Origin of the sequence: Arthrobacter oryzae, from assembly GCF_031454875.1 — a bacterium.
Classification (GTDB): domain Bacteria; phylum Actinomycetota; class Actinomycetes; order Actinomycetales; family Micrococcaceae; genus Arthrobacter; species Arthrobacter oryzae_D.
The window spans coordinates 285,880-301,859 of sequence record NZ_JAVDRQ010000006.1 but is presented as its reverse complement, the minus strand read 5'-3'; the positions used below and the strand labels follow the sequence as shown (position 1 = coordinate 301,859).

Below are 15,980 nucleotides of genomic sequence, written 5' to 3'. Positions count from 1 at the left end.
ATGACAGGCAGGCACGCGGTTCCCCAAGCGGATGTTGCGGCGGATGCCGCCGCCGTTCTGGCGCAGGTGGGCAACACCCCGCTGGTGCCCCTGAACGTTCTCAGCAAGGGGCTGGGCAGTACCGTCTACGTCAAACTCGAATCCGACAATCCTGGCGGCTCCATCAAGGACCGCACGGCACTGAGCATGGTCCGCGCCGCTGAACGCAGCGGCGAACTCCTTCCGGGCGCAACCATAGTGGAGAGCACCTCGGGGAACACCGGGATCGGGCTGGCACTGATCGGCGCGCTGACCGGACATCCCGTCGTTGTGGTCACCGGGGACACCATCTCGTCCGAAAAACTCGCCGCGCTGTACCGCTATGGCGCCAAGGTGGTAGTCACGGACTGGGCCGCGCCCTCGGAGTCACCCGAGAATGCACGGGCTGTTGCGGCGCGGATCACCGCCGAACTCCCGGGTGCCTGGCGGCCGCTGCAGTTCGACAACCCCGCCAACCCGCTTGCGCACTACGAAGGGACGGCACCGGAGATCTGGCAGCAGACGTCCGGCAAAATAACTCACTTCGTGGCAGGTATCGGCACCGGCGGCACCATCAGCGGCAACGGCCGGTACCTGAAGGAAAAAACGGGCGGCCACGTTGAAGTGATCGCCGCGGATCCCATGGGCTCCGTGTACAGCGGCGGCCACCCCGGCGAGATCCTGGTGGACGGTGTGGGAAATTCCTGGCCGGAGGCCGAGTGGCCCAAGATCTTCGACCGCGGCATCGTGGACCGCTTCCTGCGCATTCCCAACAACGAGGCGTACACCACGGAGCACCGGCTGCTGAACGAGGAGGGACTGTCCCTTGGGCCCTCATCAGGGCTGGCCGTGGCGGCCGCACTGAGGGTTGCGCTCGCCGCGCCGCACGGCTCCGTGGTGGTGGCCATAGCCCCCGACGCCGGCAGCAACTACCTGAGCAAGGCCTTCAATCCGGTGTGGCTGGCGGATAACAACATCCATCTGGCCGCGGAATTCGTGGAGGAATAGCCTGCGTCCTTGTATTACGAGTCGGATACAGCTAGAGACAGACGGCCCGGCCCCGTTGTACGCTTTTGAAACGTTCGCGGTTCCCGCATCCCCGAATAGGGATGCGGCGTATTCACGGACGGGTCCCGGGCTCAGCCGGGACCAGCACTTATAAAGGAATAGCCAATGTCAATGGATGAGACTTCTTTTCCAGCATTGACCGATGGAGATTCGACTGCGTTCCGGGGACCGCAGCCGATCCCGCTTTCGGACGTGAGTGATCCGACGATCCGCGGACAGGCATGGGACATCATCGAGTCCGTACTGGACGACGCCACACCGCAGAGCGAGTGGGCGCGCGAACAGCTGCGCAGCCAGATGGAATCACACCCGGGGAATCCCGAGCGGGCCCTGCTGGAGCACTTGATCGCCACCAGGAGCATCACCGGGGAACAGTCGGACGCTTCCGAGCTTCCCGAGGCTAACCTGCCCAGCCCCGATCTGCCGACACCCGATGAGGACTACGGCACCACCGTGCTGTTCACGCGCAGGAGCCGGCGCCGCATTGAGGGTATCCTCGGCGACAGGATGCTCCTCACCGCGTTCCAGCCCATCCACGAGCTCTCCAGCAGGAACGTCATCGGCGTCGAGGCGCTGACGCGTTTTGTCAGCGACGACGGCGCCAGCGCGGATCACTGGTTCAACGAGGCCGCTGCCGTAGGCCTTGGCCCGGACCTTGAATTCGCGGCCCTTCAGGCGGCCCTCGTTGCCGCGGAACAGCTGCCGGAGAACATCTACGTGGCGCTCAACCTGTCACCCGTCACCTGCCTTGACCCCCGGCTCCGGGCGTTCGTGGAGCAGTCCCGGCTGGCTGTTGACCGCATTGTCATCGAGCTGACCGAGCGCCTCGCCGAGGATCAGTACGGCCCGGTGGTGGCAGCCTTGGAACCGCTGCGGATGCGTGGGCTCCGGGTAGCTGTAGACGGCGCCGGCGCGGGTTTCGGCTCGATGAGCCAGGTCAATCACCTCAGCCCGGACATCATCAAACTCGACCGCAACCTCATCGCCGGGATCGACCAGGGCGCCGGCCAGAAGACCCTGGGCGCTGCCATGGTTGAGTTCGCCCGGCAGATCGGCGCGGAGCTGGTGGCGGAAGGAATCGAAACCCAGGCCGAGCTCTCCGCCGTCATGGAACTCGGGATGACCGGCGGGCAGGGCTACCTTCTGGGCCGCCCCTCCGTCCAGCCTGCCGACTGGGCCGCCTGGCGAACCCCGGCCGAGCAGGAGGCCTCCGTTTCGGGATCCTCCGGTCCGGCGACGTAGCCCTCACCCGGACGCTCTCTCACTTCCCGTCGTCGAAAACCGCACGCTCTCTCACTTCCTGCTGCCCAAAACGCGCCGCTCTCTCACTTCCCGCCGTCGAAAACCGGACGCTCTCTCACCTATTGCCCGATTTACGCAACGGGGGAGAGCGGCCGTTTAATGACAGTGCGGGGTCAGGCGTCCAAGCCATGGGCAGCTTCTGCGGCCACGATCTCACGCAGCCCGGGTGACCGGGCGTGACGCGCGTGGACCGAGACCTGCTCGATGCGTGCCCTTCGAATCATCACGCCATTCAATCAGGATTACTCGCCCAGGACGTGAGTGAGCGTATGTATAGTGCCCGTTATGGATGACAAGGCAATGCTGCACCGTTACCTTCGTACCCGTCGTGCCGACCTCCTGGGGAAGCTCGAGGGACTCGATGAGTACGACGCCCGGAGGCCACTGACGCCCACCGGCACCAACCTGCTGGGCCTGATCAAGCATGTGGCCAGCGTGGAGCTCGGGTACTTCGGCGAGGTTTTCAGCCGGCCCGCCCCTAGGGAGTTGCCGTGGCTTGACGATGGTGCAGAGCCTGATGCCGACATGTGGGCCACTCCAAAGGAGACCCGGGAACAGGTCGTGGAACTCCACCGGTTCTCCGCTGAGCACAGCGACGCCACGATTGAGGCGCTGCCCTTGGACGCGCCGGGCTCTGTGCCGTGGTGGCCGGAGGAGCGTCGACACGTGACCCTGCATCAGATCCTGGTCCACATGTGTGTCGAAACCGCCCAGCACTTGGGCCACGCCGACATCCTCCGCGAACTTATCGACGGGTCGGCGGGCCAGCGGCCCGGCGATCCCAACCTGACGACGCGCAGCCCCGAAGAGTGGGCCGCACACCGCGCCCGCATCGAGGCGGCCGCCCGCGAGGCAGCGGACCAGAAGTGAGAGAGCGTTGCGGTTGACCCGGCCAGAAGTGAGAGAGCGTTGGGGTTGACCCGGGGAGAAGTGAGAGAGCGTCGGGAGGTGCGCCCTACCCGATGGTGGCAAAGAGCTCGTTTAGCTCAGCGGTCAGCTGCTTCCGCAGTGCAGGCGTGCCGATTTCCTTGCCGTCAATGTGGTTCACGGGAGCCAGCAGCCGGATGCTCGAAATCAGCCAGACGGCATCGGCATCGAAAAGGTCCCGGGGTTCCAGCGGACCGTAACCGAGTTCCCATCCCGCCGCCTTGGCGGCACGGAAGAGCGCGCCCTGCGAGGTGCCCGGGAGGATGCCGCTGTCCAGTTGGGGGGTGATGAGCCGGCGCACCGTGCGGGTGCCGCCGGCGCCGTCGTCAGTCGTGTCAAGGTGCGCGAGCAGGACTGTCGACGTGGGGCCCTCCAGGACCCGGCCGTCGGAGGATGTGAAGATGACGTCGTCCGCGCCCTGCTTGTGCGCGTGCCGCAAGGCTGCCATGTTCACGGCGTAGGAGAGCGTCTTGGCGCCGAGGAGCAGCCACGGCGCCCGTTCGCCCACTTCACTGTCGTAGCCGCGGTCCAGCAGGATGACGTCGATTCCGGTCTCCCGCTGGCGCCTTCCTGCCGCCGGAACGGGCGATGCCTGAACCCAGCACGTGGGCGAAGACGAGCCTTCGGCGCCGCGGGTGCAGATCAGCTTCACCACCACCTCGTCCTCTGCCGGAGTGCCGGAGGGGTGCTGCGAACGGTACTCGTGAACGGCCGTCCCAATGGCCCGGCGCCAGACGTCGCCGGCGGGGATCTGCAGGTCCAGCGCTACAGCGGAACCCTCCAGGCGCTTCAGGTGGGCATCGAGTTTCCGCGGGTTTCCGCCCACGGCAAGCATGGATTCAAAGACGCCGTCGCCGCGGGTGGCACCCTGGTCGGTGGCCATCAGCTGCGGCTGCGAAGCATCGGCGATCCGGCCGTCGTCGAACCGGGGGTCAAGGAATACCAGCACGGTGGCCGGGGCAGCAGGAGTCATGCTTCCAGCTTAGCGTTGGCCCCGGGAGGCGGCCCCGGCGGCTGGCAGCCGCAGAGCCCGGCGGCTTGCCGCGCCAGTGCGGGATAGGCTGGGCTGAACGCCCGTTCCGGAACCGGTCCTGCGGGTGAGGAACCGTGGGGGTCTAGCCTGTGTTGTGGCCGTTTCCGCTGGCGGGCACCGCGCCTTATTGGCTCGTGCTGGCGCTGAGCATTCTTGACCTGGTCATCCGGGTGCTGGCGCTGGGCATCATTCCCGGCAACCGGCGCCCCACCACCGCCATGGCATGGCTGCTGGGCATCTTCTTCGTGCCCGCCCTGGGCCTGATCCTGTTCCTGCTGTTCGGAAACTTCAAGCTCTCACGCAAGCGCCGGTCACAGCAGGATGCCGTGAACAAGCGCGTCCGGGCCGGCACGTCCCAGCTGGCCGCCGTCGAAAGCCGCTACAGCGGCCCGGAGTGGGTGGCCTCCGCGGCGGAACTGAACAAGACGCTGGGCTCCCTGCCCATGGTGGACGGCAACAGTGTGGAGCTGCTGCCCGGGTACCCGGACTCCATCAAGGCCATGGCCGCCGCCGTCCGCGAGGCGAAGACTTTCGTTAACGCAGAGTTCTACATCATGAGCACGGACCACATCACCGATGACCTCTTCGGTGCTCTTGAGGAAGCCGCCGAGCGAGGAGTGGAGGTCCGGGTCCTGTTCGACCACCTCGGCACCCTGCGCATCAAGGGCTACCGGAAACTCATCAGGCGCCTCAAAGCGAGCAAGATCCAGTGGCGGCCCATGCTGCCGCTGCGCCCGGTGCACGGCCAATGGCGCCGCCCGGACCTGCGAAACCACCGCAAGATCATGGTGATCGACGGCGAAATCGCCTTCACGGGCTCGCAGAACCTGATCGAGCCCTCCTACAACAACCCGCGGCACCGCAAGGTGGGGCGCGAATGGGTAGAGCTCATGGCCTGCCTGCGCGGCCCCATCGTCACCACGCTCAACGTCGTCTTCGCCACCGACTGGCTGAGCGAGACGGACGAGTCGCTGGAAGACCAGCTGGAGCACCGGCCCGAGATGGCTCCGGGCAGGGTGACCGCCCAGGCCGTGCCCAGCGGCCCCGGCTTCATCACCGAGAACAACCTGCGCCTGTTCAACACGCTCATCTACTCCGCCCAGCACAAGATCTCGATCTGCAGCCCGTACTTCGTCCCGGACGACTCGCTTCTCTACGCGGTGACGACGGCGGCACAGCGCGGCGTCGACGTCGAACTCTTCGTCTCGGAGAAGGGGGACCAGTTCCTGGTCCACCACGCCCAGCAGTCCTACTATGAGGCGCTGCTGGAGGCGGGTGTGCGAATCTACCTGTACAAGGCCCCGTTCGTGCTGCACGCGAAGCATTTCACCATCGACGATGAGGTGGCCGTGCTGGGATCCAGCAACATGGACATGCGGTCCTTCTCGCTCAACCTCGAGGTTTCGGTGATGCTCCTGGGTGCGGACATCGTGGCCAAGATGCGGGCCGTGGAGGACACCTACCGGGACATCTCCCACGAGCTGACGCTCGGCGACTGGATGCAGCGGCCCATGGCGGTCAAATACATCGACAATGTCGCCCGGCTCACGGCAACCCTCCAGTAAGGCGCACTTCAGGAAGCGGGTCAGCTTTCCGGGAAGCCTGCGCCCAGCGCGGAGAGGACCCCGAAGGCCTTGGTCCGGATTTCGTCGTACTCCTCCTGGGGCGAGGAATCCGCGGTGATCGCACCGCCGATGCCGAGGCTCAGTTCCGCCCGTCCCGCACCGTTCGCGTGGATCACCAGGGTGCGGATGGCGACCGCCGTGTCCATGGCCCCGCTCAGCGAAAAGTAGCCGATCGCGCCCGAATAGACCCCGCGCGGCGCTTCTTCCAGCCGGTCCAGGATGGCCATGGTGCTGATCTTCGGAGCGCCCGTCATGGAACCGGCGGGAAAGCATGCTGCGACGGCTTCAGCACGCGGCAGCCCGGGTTTCAGCTTCGCGTCGATGGTGCTGACCATCTGGTGGACCGTGGCGTAGCTTTCGATGGCGCAGAGCCTGCTGACGGTGACGGATCCGGCCACGGCGAAGTGGCTTAGGTCGTTTCGGAGGAGGTCCACGATCATGATGTTCTCGGCCCGGTCCTTGGGGGAGGACTCCAGGTCCCGCCGCAGCTGTTCGTCGCGGGCAGGTTCCGCGGCCCGCGGGCGGGTGCCCTTGATGGGCTCGGCGCGCATGCCGCCGTCGGCCGCTATTTTCAGGAATCGCTCCGGCGACGTGCTGGCCACGGTGAGCTCCCCGAAGCGCAGGTAGCTGGCAAACGGCGCCGGGTTTTTCCGGCGCAGCGCGAGGTACGCCCGCCAGGGGTCCAGCCCGTCCGGCCCGTCCGCAACATCGGCTGTGACGGCAGTGGTGAGGCAGACTTCGTACGTGTTTCCCTCGGCGATCTCGTGCTGGGCGTCGGCGATCTTGGCCTTGTAAGCGCGCTCAGTGTCGCGGCCCGTGAAGGCCGGGGCAGCACCGTCACCGCGGCCGACGGCGGTGCTTGCGACGGCGCCACTCGCACCGGCGGATTCTCCCGCGGCGGTGCCCGCCGCGGGTTCGGCTGGCGCTGCGGCCGCCGTGACCGCAGAGCGGGCAAGTGCCAGCCACTCCGGGGCGTCGGGCGCCTCCAGCGCGAGGAGCCAGGTGCTGCCTTCACGGTGGTCCAGGACCACCGCCCTGCCGGCGAAGACCATGGCGGCGTCAGGGGTCCCGGCGGGGATGTCGCTGCCGCCGGTTTCACGCTTGAGTTCGTAGCCCAGGTAGCCCAGCCACCCCAGGGTGAATTCGCAGTCGTAGCCCTCCGGGGCGCGGACGGCGCGGCGGCCCCACACGCCGTCGAGCCAGCGGAAGAACGGCCCGGCGGTCTCCACCGTGGCCGTGCCGGTGGTCAGCCGGGTCACGCCGGACCGGTGCCGGACGTCCTGACCGAAGCTTCCGCCGTCGTCCGCCAATATGCTGAAGCGGCTGCGCTCGGCGGCCGCCCCCTCGGCCCGGAGCGAGGAGTCCAGCCACACGGCATTCGGCGAGCGGCCGTAGAGCGCATCGAAGAGCCGGGCGGCGTCGGGGACGCAGTCCAGCCGCTCGGCATGGAGCTGGAGGCCCCGCCGCGCGGAGAGCTCGGGCAGCAGGACCGGTGCGAGCGCCGGAAGGTACTGCAGCGCCAGGAGGACGTCGTCCGGGGCCGTGCCGTCGGCCCTGTTGAGCACACGGATGTCGGCCTTTTCGGGCACAGCGTCCGCGGCAAGCCACTCTTCCTCCTGCGCCGCCCACTGGTCCCAGAACGGTTCATAGGTGCTGCCGTCACGTGCCAGGGCCCGGGTGCGGCGGTCGTCGTCGGAGGACTCCGCCCAGATGACGGCATCCAGCATCGGGCGGGCCGAATCCGCGGCGGAGCCTACACCCTCCACGATCACGATCTCCGCCGGCAGCGTGGTGCGCGCCGGGCCGTCGTAGTGCATTTCCCAGTCCCAGCTGACCCATTCGGCGGCTTCCCCGCGGCTCAGCGGAACCAGCACTGTGGTGACGTACCGCTCGATGCCCGCCGCCAGCCCGTTCCAGCCGGGGTAGACATCCTCCAAATGGAACAGCGACACCTTGTGGTGTTCCCGCAGCCGGGCAGCAAGCTCGATCGCGAGGGTGGTCTTTCCTGCGCCGGATCGGCCGTCGATGGCAATGATCACGGGTGCAGGGGTCATGAAATAGAGCGTACCTGCTGCCCGGACTGGTTCTGTTGCACCATCTCCTGCCGGACATGCTCCACGATGCCGGGGACTGCCGCTTTGATGAGGTCCCAGGTGACCTCAAAGTCCGCGTGCCCGCCGTACCAAGGGTCCTCGATGCCCTGGTCCAGGAGGTCCCGGCCGGCCACTGCCGGATCGAAACTGCGCAGCATCCGGATCCGCGCCAGCGCTTCCCCGGCCGGGGCAGTGGCCCGGAGCCAGCCGTAATGGTCCACGTCCAGGGCGAGAATCAGGTGCCGGTCACGGAACCACTCCGGCTTCCACTCCCGCGCAATGTGCCCGTTGGAAGCGAGCTTGTGGGCTGCCAGTTTGCGGGCGGCCCGGGGGTCGATGGGGCGGCCGGCCTCATAAGCGGTGGTGCCGGCTGAATCCACGACGACGGCGCCGGCGAGCCCCGCTGCTGCGAAGGCCTCGGCCAGCATCAGCTCGGCCATCGGGGACCGGCAGATATTTCCGGTGCAGACCGCGATGATCCGGTATGGGCTCGACATTGAGGACATGGAGCAAGCATGGGGGATGGTAGGCCCTCTTGGCTAGTCACGTCCCTTCCGCCCTTACTCGCGGGTAAACAATGTTTCGAATTCCGTCATAATTCGCCGGGCGGGGAACAGATTGAGGTGCATCTCAGTTATCAGTACTGAGGAAAGAAAAATGAGCACCACATGTACGGCACTGGTCATTCCCGCCCGGTTGGGCGAGGCCCTGCGAACCATGAACATCGACGCAACCCCCGATACCCTTCAGGGGCTCGTCGGAGGACACCTGGAGTCCGTAAGCCGCGGCGACTGGCACGTCTACCTCAACGCCGAAGGCCACATGATGAACCTGCCGCCGAACATCCGCGCCGCCCAGCTCATCCATGAGGCGGGGATAGACCTGTTCGATGCGGCCCGCGGAACGGCTGTGTTCCTTGGCCGGACCGGGCGTGGCGGCGAGGCGGACGTCCCGGAGCACCTGCTGCGGCGGGCCGCCGAAATGTTCGGATCCCCCCTGGCGGCATAGGACTAGCGGCTAGGGGGCCGTTGCCCTCATGCTTTACGCTGCCTTCTTTAGGCCGCCTTCTTTACGCCGCCTTGACCAGCAGGAGCTCGTCCCAGTTGGTGGTGTATCTGGGCGAGAGCATGGTGCGCTGCATGGACCAGTCCGGTCCGCCCCGGATGCCGGCATGTCCCAGCCCCACGGAGCCCCGCCCGTAGCGGCGGCTGATGTCTTCCAGCAGCGTTCCGATGCCGCGCTCCTCATGCGGGTTGGTGAACATGGGCAGCGCCGACTGCTGTCCGGCGGGGCGCAGGTCCGTGACCATGATTCCCGCACGGGCGTATTTGATGCCTTCCTGGATTCGGGGGAGCAGGGCATGCGATGCCTTGGTCAGCAGGACGGGATCCGCGGTGGGCATGGGCAGCGTGACGGAGACCGACGGGTAGGACGTGTCCCGCGGGTTGTAGTGCGACGTGCCGGCGAACGCGGTGAGGACCTTGGCCTGCAGGCCGTGTTTGGCGAGCCGGGCGCTGGCCTGCTGGGCGTAGACGCTCATCACCTGGCGCAGATCCGCCCGGGTGGTGATAGGCGTCGAAAACGAGCGGCTGACGATGAGCTGGTCACGGCCGATGCGTTCTTCCTCCATGGGGATGCAGGGAGTGCCCTGCAGCTCCAGGACGGTGCGCATCAGCACCACGGAGAAGCGGTCCCGGATCCGCACAGGGTCGGCGTTAGCCAGGTCGAGGATGGAATGGATACCCAGCGCATTCAGGCGCCTGGTCAGCCGGCCGGCCACGCCCCAGAGTTCGACGACGGACAGCCGCCTCATCAGCGCTTGGCGGGCCTGGGCCGGCATGGCGTCCCAGTGGCACACGCCGTTAAGGCCGGGGTTGTTCTTCGCCCATTTATTGGCCAGCTTCGCGAGGGTCTTGGTGTTGGCAATCCCCACGCACACCGGTACGCCGACGTTGCGGCGGACGGCAAGTTTGATGGTTTGCCCGAGCCGGAGGAGTTCGTCCGGCGTGCCTTTGACGCCCAGGAACGCTTCGTCGATGCTGTACACCTCCAGCCAGGCCGAGTACCGGCCCAGCAGTTCCATGACGCGCGAGCTGATGTCGCCGTAGAGCTCGTAGTTGCTGGACCTGGCCACCAGACCCCATTCCTTGGCGCGGGGCGCGATCTTGAACCACGGCTCACCGACGGGGATGCCGAGGGCCTTGGCCTCGGGGGACCTGGTGACCGCGCAGCCGTCGTTGTTTGAGAGGACAACCAGGGGGCGGCCTTCCAGCGACGGATCGAAAGCGCGCTCCGCCGAGGCGTAGAAACAGTTGACGTCCACCAGGGCAATCCGCCGGCCCGCGTCCGATGCGGGTTTATGCGGTGCGGGTTTGTGGGGTGCGGGTTTGTCCGGTGTCAGCGTGCCCGGTGCGTGCGCGTCAGACATGGTGCAGGCACCTCGTGGCCACGCCCCAGATGACCAGGTCCGACAATGCCGGAACACGGATATCCGGATACCGGGGATTGTCCGCCTGCAGCACCACTCCGGCGGCCGTGATGCGCAGCCGCTTGATGGTCAGCTCGCCGTCCAGGACGGCGATGACCACCGATCCGTCTTTGGGATCCAGTGCGCGGTTGACGATCAGTTCGTCGCCGTCGCTGATCCCAGCCCCCTCCATCGAGTCCCCGGACACGCGCACCACATAGGTGCTGGTGATGTCCTTGATGAGGTGTTCGTTGAGGTCGATGCGGCCGTCAAAGTAGTCCTGCGCCGGCGACGGGTAGCCCGCCGCGACGGGCACCGGAGAGATCAGCACCGACAGCAGGGAAGTGCCCGCATCTATCACACGGGGACCCACAATTATGCCCACAACACACCCTTATTCGAATATATGTTCGATAGCTCCAGTGTAGACCCTGGCTCCGACAAAGGGGATGCATTATCTTTAAGTGCATAAGCATGCACGTATGCACTCAAGGGGTCGAAGGCGGAATCAATGTTGGCTGTTTTGCGGGACCCCACGTACGGGCGGCTGTTTTCTGCGCAGGTCGTGGCCCTGCTGGGGACCGGGCTCTTGACGGTGGCTCTGGGGCTGCTGGCGTTTGACTTGGCCGGCAGCAGCGCGGGCGCGGTGCTGGGGACGGCATTGACCATCAAGATGCTGGCCTATGTGGGTTTCGCCCCGGTAATCAACGCCTTGGTGGCGCGGCTGCCGAAGAAACCGGTGCTGATTGCTGCTGACCTGGTCCGTGCGGCAATGGCCGTTTGCCTGCCGTTCATCACGGAAGCCTGGCAGATCTACGTGCTGATCTTCCTGCTGCAGACGGCTTCGGCGACGTTCACCCCGGCATTCCAGTCCCTCATTCCGACGGTGCTGAAGGACGAACGTGATTACACCCATGCTTTGTCCCTGTCCCGGCTGGCCTACGACATGGAGGCCCTGGTCAGTCCCGCGGCGGCCGCCCTGCTGCTGACGGTGCTCACTTACAACAGCCTGTTCCTGGGAACCGTGGCCGGGTTCCTGTTCTCTGCCGGCATGGTCGCCTTCACGGTCCTGCCGAAGACCACGTCCAGCGTCGGGGCCGCCGGGTCCTTGTGGCACCGGACGACACTGGGGGCCCGGATCCTGTGGCGGAACCGCCGTCTGCGGTCCCTGCTGGCCCTGAATCTGGTGGTGGCCGCTCCGACGGCTTTGGTGCTGGTGGACACCGTGGTCTACGTCCGTGACGCACTGCATCGGCCCGAGACAGATCTGGCCTTGGCCCTGGCCTGTTTCGGCGTCGGGTCGATGGTCGTGGCGGTCACTGCCCCGCGGGTCCTCGAGCGTTTCGGAGACCGGGCCGTGATGCTCACCGGCGCCGCCCTGATCCCGCTGGTTCTGGCCGGGGCCACCGCGGTCACGTTCCTGGCCGCGCCCGGTGCAGGCTGGTGGTGGCTGCTGGGGATGTGGTTCCTGCTCGGCGCCGGCAATTCGACGATCCTCACGCCGTCATCGCGGCTGCTGCGGGACGCCTCAACGGAGGAGACCCGCCCGTATGTGTTCACGGCCCAGTTCTCGCTCTCGCACGCCTGCTACATCATCAGTTACCCGGTGGCTGGCTGGGTCGGCGCCGCCGCTGGTCTGGGTTGGGCTGCGCTGGCGCTGACAATTCTTGCGATACTAGGCAGTGCAGGAGCCTTCCTGTCCTGGCCCCGGCACACCGTCGCGGGACCCAACGGAGCCGTCAGTGAGGAGCAGAGAGTTGAGCAGCCAGCCGGGCAGCCCGTTCCCTCCAGGTGAGCCCTCGCTGTTCCACCCGGTCACTCCCGGGCCGGAACTGCTTGAGAGCGCCGCCGGGACGCTGCGGATGCTGGCCGAACCTACCCGCCTGCATCTGCTCTGGCAACTTGCCCAGGGCCCGAAGACCGTAACCGAGCTCGTGGACATGGTGCTGGTGCCGCGGACTGTGGTCAGCCAGCACCTGGCCAAACTCAGGCTGAGCGGACTCGTGGACACCCGCAAGGACGGCCGGCACGTCATCTACTCCCTCCACGACGGCCACCTGGTCCGGCTGATCCAGGAAACCATCAACCACGCCGACCACCAGGTGACCGGCGAACCCACCCACGGCTGACGTCGCCGCCGTCCGTCGCCGACGATTCAGCGTCAGCTTTTCAGCGGATCACCTGATAGCGCACGTGGGTTACGAGGTGGGTACCGCTCACTTCCGTCGGCTCAAGCCTGACGTTCGCGACGCCGTCGAGCAGCCGCTCGCCCGCCCCCAGGATCATGGGTGAGATGTGCAGCCGCAGCTCGTCGATCAGCCCTGCCGACAGGTATTGCTGGGCGGTCCGTGCACCGCCGGCAATGGCCACATCCTTGCTGCCGGCGGCCGTCCGCGCCTGGGCCAGCGCCGATTCGATCCCGTCGGTCACGAAGTTGAATGTGGTCCCGCCCTGCATTTCCAGCGGTTCGCGCGGATGGTGGGTGAGGATGAACACGGGTGCGTGATAGGGCGGTTCCTCTCCCCACCATCCCCGCCAGTCCTCGTCCCACGCCCCTGGCCCGGGACCTGCGTACATGTTCCGTCCCATGATGTAGGCGCCGGCCGCGAGGATTCCTTCGAGCGCAGCGGCGTTGGACTCCGGTTCCTCGAACTGCCATCTGTGCAGGAGCTCTCCGTCCTCGCCCAGGGGTTCGGCCAGGCTCTGGTTCGGGCCGGCGAGGAATCCGTCAAGGGAGATGGTCAGATCGCACGTGACTCGGCTCATGCGCCCATCATGCCACCATTCGGCGGTTCGGGCCCGGCTGAGCGTCCGGTGGTTTTCGCGGGACAATGCCAGGTCCGGAACGGCTGGCCCGGGTTATTTTCGTCACGGTTTCTGCGTCCTGCCGGGTTCCGGGTTTGGCTGCCCCCATACTGAGATTGACGCGGTGATTTCCGGCGGCAAACCAGTCAGGAGGAAGAGCATTGAACACTGTGATGACAGTAGTGACAAACGAGTATTTCCCTGCTGCGGCGGTGCTTTTTGGTGTTGTGCTTTTTTGGACGGTCGCCCTCTTCGGCGGCCTCTCACTCCTCAGCACCAGCCAGCCGCCCATCGCTACACTAACGTGGCTGCTCTTCGTTTATGCCGCGGCTGTTCTCTCGCCCCTTGCAGGACTGCTGGCGATGGTTGACCTCCTCCGCCGCTGGCTCCGGAACCGCCGTTCCGCCCGTGCCGAGGGCCGCGTGGCCGGAACCACGTCCGCCTAGGCGAACCGAAGAAAACGGGTAGCGTCCACTCGCCCGCGGCGGGGTTCAATCTCCTAAAATTGTTATGGGGCCGGCGGCGAAAAAGCCCGCTGAGACCCGGGCTGTCCCCAGTCGCCGTCGGCCCTTCCGACCGGCGCGCTTTCTGTCCAGGGCGGGACTCCCGGTGGAGCTGGTGCACGCCGAGGAGTGCCATGTGCCGCACGAGGCGTCTGCGGTATTCTGGTGTCGGGTTATGCAGGCAGCCTCCGGATACTTCGCTGAGGACATCCCATGGCCCTAACATTCTTCGTCTCGGCTTCTTGCCCGGTTCCTGCCGTCTCGGCCCTGCTGCTTGTTGCCGCAGCGGCGAGACCCCGCTTGAGGGCCGCATGAATCCGGGCAGGGGCCGCCTCGCGGGCATAGCGGAGCGGCGCATCTTCAAGTCCTATGCGTCGTTGTCGTCCGTTCCGACCGATGAGCTCGAGGCCCTGGCGGACATCCTGAAGGATCACTCGAGCATCCCCGGTCCGAACCATGCCGGCGTGGTGGGTCCCGTGGTCATGGCCGAACTGGCACGGCGGAACGGGGCCGATTGCCGGAGGCGCCCGCACCCGGACGGTTCGGGGCACTAGCCGGAGGCCGGGCCGTCACGCCGGCAGCGTCCTCATTCCGGCAGCGCCGCACCCCACAGCGCCTTGCGGAGCAGGGCCTTCAGCTGGGCCGATTCCTCCGCCGGCAGGCCGTCGAGCACTTCCGCTTCAGCGCGTCGTGCGGCTTCGCTCGCCTGCTCGAGCATCTTTCCTCCCTTGGCGGTGGCCGTGACGGTCTTCGCGCGGCGGTCCTGCTTTCCGGGCGCCCTCGCCACGAGCCCCCGTTTCTCCAACTCATCCACCAGGGCCACAATCTGGCTGGGGTCAAGGCTTAGGAAGTCCGCCATCTCACGCTGCGTCGGCTCCAGCCCGCTGTTTGCGAGGATCAGGACCGAGTACGAACGCTCTTTCAGGTCGAACTCCGCCAGCGCCCGGTTGTTCAGTGCCGAGCCCGCGGCGTGCAGTTTGGCCAGCAGGAATCCGAGGTCCTGACTGATCGACGCCGCGACCAGTTTGTGGACCGGCTCCGCGCGCTGCTCGCCTTCTATCCCGATCGTCATGCCAAACTCCAATAATCTTCAAAATAAATCGTTGACTTTTTCAACTATCCATATTTTCATGGATACAGAACAGCATCCCACGCCGACCGCCAGGATGCACAAGGTCAGCTAGCAAAGGAGCAGCCATGAGCCTGTCAGGCAAAGTAGCAATCGTCACCGGAAGCGGACGGGGCCTGGGATTGGCCTACGCCCGTGAGCTGGCAAGGCAGGGTGCCGCCGTCGTTGTCAACGACGTCGACGCCGCGGTAGCAGCGGAAGCGGTCCGCCTCATTGAGGCCGACGGTGGGAAGGCCGCCGCCGTTGTTGCTCCCGTTGGCAGCACGGAAGTTGCAAAGCAGCTCGTCCAGGCAGCCGTCGCCAGCTTTGGCCGGCTGGACATCCTGGTCACGAACGCCGGCATCCTGCGGGACAAGAGCCTGCTGAAAATGACCGACGAGGACTTCGACGCCGTCATCAACGTCCACCTCCGCGGCACCTTCACCTGTGTGAGGGAAGCGTTCGCATACTTCAAGGAGAACGGCATCGCCGGCCGCATCATCACCATCGGCTCGCCCACCGGGCAGCGCGGAAACTTCGGCCAGACCAACTACGCGGCAGCCAAGGCCGGCATTGTGGGCATGGTCCGCACCTGGGCACTGGAAATGAAGAAGTCCGGCGTGACCGCCAACGCCGTCATTCCGGTTGCAGCCACCGCCATGACCAAGACCGTCCCCTACTTCCAGAAGGCCGTGGAAGCAGACGAGCGCGGCGAGGCCATGCCGTCCTTCTTCCGCCATGATCTCGGATTCGGAACGGCCGACGACGTCTCCGGACTGGTCGCGTTTCTCGCCTCTGATGAGGCGGCCGGCATCAGCGGCCAGGCCATTGGGGCCGGCGGGGACCGTCTGCAGCTGTGGTCCCATCCCGAACCCGTCTCCACGGAATACCGCGACGGCGGCTGGCGCTACGAGGACCTCACGGAGAACTTCGGCGGCATCTTCGGCGACAAGCTGCAGAGCGTGGGCGAGGAATTCCTGCCTCTTCCCGAGGGCTTGCAGCCTGAAGCCGCGCCGGCAGGAGTCCGCTGA

17 protein-coding genes are annotated in these 15,980 nt (G+C 66.3%); 10 read left to right on the top strand and 7 right to left on the bottom strand.

Going from position 1 to position 15,980, the window contains the following annotated elements; all coding sequences use genetic code 11:
- The 3 genes from J2805_RS13245 (at nt 1) to J2805_RS13235 (ending at nt 3,258) form a co-directional block, all read left to right on the top strand.
- Nucleotides 1–1,026: a PLP-dependent cysteine synthase family protein gene (locus J2805_RS13245; RefSeq protein ID WP_396134344.1), complete on the top strand. Its 1,026-nt coding sequence runs from the start codon at nt 1–3 to the stop codon at nt 1,024–1,026.
- 252 nt (nt 1,027–1,278) lie between these two features.
- Complete coding sequence (locus tag J2805_RS13240; RefSeq protein ID WP_309976878.1) at nt 1,279–2,328, top strand: EAL domain-containing protein; 1,050 nt, start codon at nt 1,279–1,281, stop codon at nt 2,326–2,328.
- A 345-nt stretch (nt 2,329–2,673) separates the two neighbouring features.
- Entirely contained in the window at nt 2,674–3,258 is a 585-nt protein-coding gene (locus J2805_RS13235; protein WP_309976876.1) for a DinB family protein, read from the top strand.
- Nucleotides 3,259–3,343: 85 nt separating this feature from the next.
- Here the strand turns inward: J2805_RS13235 and J2805_RS13230 are convergent, their stop codons facing one another.
- Entirely contained in the window at nt 3,344–4,288 is a 945-nt protein-coding gene (locus J2805_RS13230) for an aminodeoxychorismate lyase (protein ID WP_309976874.1), read from the bottom strand.
- A 149-nt stretch (nt 4,289–4,437) separates the two neighbouring features.
- On the opposite strand from J2805_RS13230, the gene cls reads away from it, so the two are divergent.
- Nucleotides 4,438–5,913, top strand: coding sequence for a cardiolipin synthase (gene cls / locus J2805_RS13225; protein ID WP_309976872.1), 1,476 nt, complete (start codon nt 4,438–4,440; stop codon nt 5,911–5,913).
- Nucleotides 5,914–5,933: 20 nt separating this feature from the next.
- Here the strand turns inward: cls and pabB are convergent, their stop codons facing one another.
- The gene (gene pabB, locus J2805_RS13220) at nt 5,934–8,027 is read right to left on the bottom strand and encodes an aminodeoxychorismate synthase component I (protein ID WP_309976870.1); all 2,094 of its coding nucleotides are present in this window, start codon (nt 8,025–8,027) and stop codon (nt 5,934–5,936) included.
- Nucleotides 8,024–8,572: a low molecular weight protein-tyrosine-phosphatase gene (locus J2805_RS13215; protein WP_309976868.1), complete on the bottom strand. Its 549-nt coding sequence runs from the start codon at nt 8,570–8,572 to the stop codon at nt 8,024–8,026. The genes pabB and J2805_RS13215 overlap by 4 nt, the downstream gene beginning before the upstream one ends.
- A gap of 151 nt (nt 8,573–8,723) precedes the next feature.
- Between J2805_RS13215 and J2805_RS13210 the strand changes: the two genes are divergently transcribed.
- Nucleotides 8,724–9,074, top strand: coding sequence for a DUF3846 domain-containing protein (locus tag J2805_RS13210; RefSeq protein WP_309976866.1), 351 nt, complete (start codon nt 8,724–8,726; stop codon nt 9,072–9,074).
- A 61-nt stretch (nt 9,075–9,135) separates the two neighbouring features.
- On the opposite strand, the gene J2805_RS13205 is transcribed toward J2805_RS13210, so the two are convergent.
- Together J2805_RS13205 and J2805_RS13200 are read right to left on the bottom strand one after the other, a co-directional pair.
- Nucleotides 9,136–10,494, bottom strand: a complete 1,359-nt coding sequence (locus tag J2805_RS13205; protein ID WP_309976864.1) for a Y-family DNA polymerase — start codon at nt 10,492–10,494, stop codon at nt 9,136–9,138.
- Nucleotides 10,487–10,918, bottom strand: coding sequence for a LexA family protein (locus J2805_RS13200; protein WP_309976862.1), 432 nt, complete (start codon nt 10,916–10,918; stop codon nt 10,487–10,489). The genes J2805_RS13205 and J2805_RS13200 overlap by 8 nt, the downstream gene beginning before the upstream one ends.
- A gap of 126 nt (nt 10,919–11,044) precedes the next feature.
- On the opposite strand from J2805_RS13200, the gene J2805_RS13195 reads away from it, so the two are divergent.
- Complete coding sequence (locus J2805_RS13195; RefSeq protein ID WP_309976860.1) at nt 11,045–12,328, top strand: MFS transporter; 1,284 nt, start codon at nt 11,045–11,047, stop codon at nt 12,326–12,328.
- Nucleotides 12,291–12,662: an ArsR/SmtB family transcription factor gene (locus J2805_RS13190; RefSeq protein ID WP_309976858.1), complete on the top strand. Its 372-nt coding sequence runs from the start codon at nt 12,291–12,293 to the stop codon at nt 12,660–12,662. Before J2805_RS13195 ends, J2805_RS13190 begins: the two co-directional genes overlap by 38 nt.
- A 40-nt stretch (nt 12,663–12,702) precedes the next feature.
- Here J2805_RS13190 and J2805_RS13185 read toward each other — a convergent pair whose 3' ends face one another.
- Entirely contained in the window at nt 12,703–13,299 is a 597-nt protein-coding gene (locus tag J2805_RS13185; RefSeq protein WP_309976856.1) for a dihydrofolate reductase family protein, read from the bottom strand.
- 212 nt (nt 13,300–13,511) lie between these two features.
- On the opposite strand from J2805_RS13185, the gene J2805_RS13180 reads away from it, so the two are divergent.
- Together J2805_RS13180 and J2805_RS13175 are read left to right on the top strand one after the other, a co-directional pair.
- Entirely contained in the window at nt 13,512–13,784 is a 273-nt protein-coding gene (locus tag J2805_RS13180; protein ID WP_309976854.1) for a hypothetical protein, read from the top strand.
- A 368-nt stretch (nt 13,785–14,152) separates the two neighbouring features.
- Nucleotides 14,153–14,395, top strand: a complete 243-nt coding sequence (locus J2805_RS13175; protein WP_309976852.1) for a hypothetical protein — start codon at nt 14,153–14,155, stop codon at nt 14,393–14,395.
- 32 nt (nt 14,396–14,427) lie between these two features.
- Here the strand turns inward: J2805_RS13175 and J2805_RS13170 are convergent, their stop codons facing one another.
- Nucleotides 14,428–14,913 carry a MarR family winged helix-turn-helix transcriptional regulator gene (locus J2805_RS13170; protein WP_309976850.1) on the bottom strand — a complete coding sequence of 162 codons (486 nt, stop codon included), beginning with the start codon at nt 14,911–14,913 and terminating at the stop codon, nt 14,428–14,430.
- 125 nt (nt 14,914–15,038) lie between these two features.
- Here J2805_RS13170 and J2805_RS13165 point away from each other — a divergent pair, with 125 nt between their 5' ends.
- Nucleotides 15,039–15,980: an SDR family oxidoreductase gene (locus J2805_RS13165; protein WP_309976848.1), complete on the top strand. Its 942-nt coding sequence runs from the start codon at nt 15,039–15,041 to the stop codon at nt 15,978–15,980.

Coding starts and splice junctions, on each gene's coding strand:
- J2805_RS13245 (WP_396134344.1), top strand. CDS start 1: ATGACAGGCAGGCACGCGGTTCCCCAAGCGGATGTTGCGGCGGATGCC.
- J2805_RS13235 (WP_309976876.1), top strand. CDS start 2,674: ATGGATGACAAGGCAATGCTGCACCGTTACCTTCGTACCCGTCGTGCC.
- J2805_RS13230 (WP_309976874.1), bottom strand. CDS start 4,288: ATGACTCCTGCTGCCCCGGCCACCGTGCTGGTATTCCTTGACCCCCGG.
- pabB (WP_309976870.1), bottom strand. CDS start 8,027: ATGACCCCTGCACCCGTGATCATTGCCATCGACGGCCGATCCGGCGCA.
- J2805_RS13215 (WP_309976868.1), bottom strand. CDS start 8,572: ATGTCCTCAATGTCGAGCCCATACCGGATCATCGCGGTCTGCACCGGA.
- J2805_RS13210 (WP_309976866.1), top strand. CDS start 8,724: ATGAGCACCACATGTACGGCACTGGTCATTCCCGCCCGGTTGGGCGAG.
- J2805_RS13205 (WP_309976864.1), bottom strand. CDS start 10,494: ATGTCTGACGCGCACGCACCGGGCACGCTGACACCGGACAAACCCGCA.
- J2805_RS13195 (WP_309976860.1), top strand. CDS start 11,045: ATGTTGGCTGTTTTGCGGGACCCCACGTACGGGCGGCTGTTTTCTGCG.
- J2805_RS13185 (WP_309976856.1), bottom strand. CDS start 13,299: ATGAGCCGAGTCACGTGCGATCTGACCATCTCCCTTGACGGATTCCTC.
- J2805_RS13180 (WP_309976854.1), top strand. CDS start 13,512: ATGACAGTAGTGACAAACGAGTATTTCCCTGCTGCGGCGGTGCTTTTT.
- J2805_RS13175 (WP_309976852.1), top strand. CDS start 14,153: ATGAATCCGGGCAGGGGCCGCCTCGCGGGCATAGCGGAGCGGCGCATC.
- J2805_RS13170 (WP_309976850.1), bottom strand. CDS start 14,913: ATGACGATCGGGATAGAAGGCGAGCAGCGCGCGGAGCCGGTCCACAAA.
- J2805_RS13165 (WP_309976848.1), top strand. CDS start 15,039: ATGAGCCTGTCAGGCAAAGTAGCAATCGTCACCGGAAGCGGACGGGGC.